The organism is Microbacterium sp. (assembly GCF_031178525.1).
In the GTDB taxonomy this organism is placed as follows: Bacteria; Actinomycetota; Actinomycetes; order Actinomycetales; family Microbacteriaceae; genus Microbacterium.
On the sequence record NZ_JAPSJA010000366.1, the window covers coordinates 1 to 2043 of the forward strand.

General features: G+C 71.0%; 2 protein-coding genes. One reads left to right on the forward strand and one right to left on the reverse strand.

The features are described from left to right. The first annotated feature begins 101 nt into the window (after window positions 1-101). Window positions 102-1862, forward strand: a complete 1761-nt coding sequence (gene pknB, locus RIF89_RS14445) for a Stk1 family PASTA domain-containing Ser/Thr kinase (protein ID WP_309069771.1) — start codon at window positions 102-104, stop codon at window positions 1860-1862. Here pknB and RIF89_RS14450 read toward each other — a convergent pair. Then, window positions 1859-2043, reverse strand: a 185-nt coding sequence (locus tag RIF89_RS14450; RefSeq protein ID WP_309069772.1) for a hypothetical protein, incomplete at its 5' end; no start/stop codon positions are given. The two genes, pknB and RIF89_RS14450, sit on opposite strands and share 4 nt — an antisense overlap.

Consider the following 2043-nt stretch of genomic DNA (forward strand, 5'->3'; position numbering starts at 1 on the left):
AGACGGGTCGGACGGCACGGCGGGCGCCGGAGGAAACGGCTGACGCCGTCGGGGGCCGGGCGCTCCCGGGAGACGAGTTCATGTCCGATCTGGGGAGATTCATGACCGACGAGACGAGCTCGGCGCGAGGTCGTCTCGGCGACGAGCGCGCGGACGGCGGGCGCGTGCTGGCCGGCCGGTATCGCGTCGGCGAGCTGATCGGCCGCGGCGGCATGGCGAGCGTGTACCGCGGCTACGACCAGACGCTCGGCCGCGACGTCGCGATCAAGATCCTGAAGCGGGATCTTGCGAGCGACAGCGCCTTCCGCACGCGCTTCCGGCTCGAGGCGCAGGCCGCCTCCCGCATGGCGAACCAGGCGATCGTGCGCGTCTACGACGCGGGCGAGGACGTCGCGGCCGACGTGAACGGCGAGCGGCCCGTGCCGTTCATCGTGATGGAGCTCGTGCACGGCACGCTGCTGAAGGACATCGCCGCGCGTGGGCCGGTCGCTCCCGCGGATGCCGTCCGCTACGTCGACGGCATCCTGGAGGCCCTGGAGTACTCGCATCGCGCGGGTGTCGTCCACCGCGACATCAAGCCAGGCAACGTCATGATCACCGATGCCGGCCAGGTGAAGGTGATGGACTTCGGCATCGCCCGCGCCGTGTCCGACAGCTCGTCGACCGTCGCGGAGACCACGTCGATCCTGGGCACCGCCGCGTACTTCTCTCCCGAGCAGGCGAAGGGCGACCCGGTGGACGCGCGCGCCGACGTCTACTCGACCGGCATCGTCCTCTACGAGCTTCTGACCGGCCGGCCGCCGTTCCGCGGCGACTCCCCCGTCGCGGTCGCGTACCAGCACGTGAGCGAGACGCCCACGGCCCCGTCGCAGGTCAACGAGGCGTCCCCCCGCGCGTTCGATCCGGTCGTGCTGCGCGCGCTCGCGAAGGACCCGTATCAGCGATACCCGGATGCCGCATCGTTCCGCGAGGCGCTCGACGCCGCCTCGGATGGCAAGGCGCCGTCCAAGCGCGAGCTCGGCGCGCTCACGAGCGAGCTCTACGGACCGAACCCCCGCCAGGCGGCGGAGACGGCCCGTTCGCTGCGCCAGCTGTCCACCGACAACACGATGACGCGCACGCAGTCCGGCCCGCCCGTCGCCTGGATCTGGGCCGGTGTCGCGCTGCTCGCGGTGCTCGTCGCCTCGGTGCTGTTCTGGGTCGTCACCTCCCGCCCCTTCGAGCCGGTCCCGGCGAACACGCGCATCGTGCCCGACGTCACAGGCATGACACTCGAGCGTGCGACGACCGAGCTCGAGGGCGACGACCTGGCTGTCGTCTCCGAGGCCGAGCCGAGCGACACCGTGGCCGAGGGCATCGTGATCGGCACCGAGCCCGAAGCGGGCGAGTCCGTGTCACCGGAGACCGACATCACGGTCGTGGTGTCCGAGGGGCCGAAGGTCTCGACCGTGCCGTCCCTCGAGGGGCTGACCGAGGAGAGCGCACGGCGCGCGATCGAGAACGCGGGTCTCGTGGTGGGTTCCATCACGCCGCAGAACGACCCCGAGCTGGCAGCCGATACGGTCATGGCGGCGGATGTGGCGGGCGAGGCGGTGGCTGAGGGCGACGAGATCCCGGAGGGCTCCACCGTCAACCTCACGGTCGCGTCCGGACGCGTCACGATCGTCGACTACCGCGAGAACGGCACGATCGAGTTCGCCAAGGGCGCGCTCGAGGGTCTCGGCCTCACCGTCCAGGTGACCGAGGACCCATCCTGCCCCGCGGGTGACGATCAGATCGTGACGTCGCAGACGCCGAGCGCGGGCGACGTCCCGGTGCGCTCGACCGTCGAGCTCACCTACTGCGCGGGCGAGGCCGGTTAGGAGACCGTGACCTCGTCGGGAACGAACGTCATCGCGATCCACGGGTAGACGTACACGAACAGCGCGTAGAGCACCGCGGCGACGAGCGCGAGCAGGATCACGAGGCGCACCCACCACGGGCCGGGAAGCACTCGCCACAGGGCGGCATACATCAGATCAGCTCCTCGGTCAGGGCCGCCGG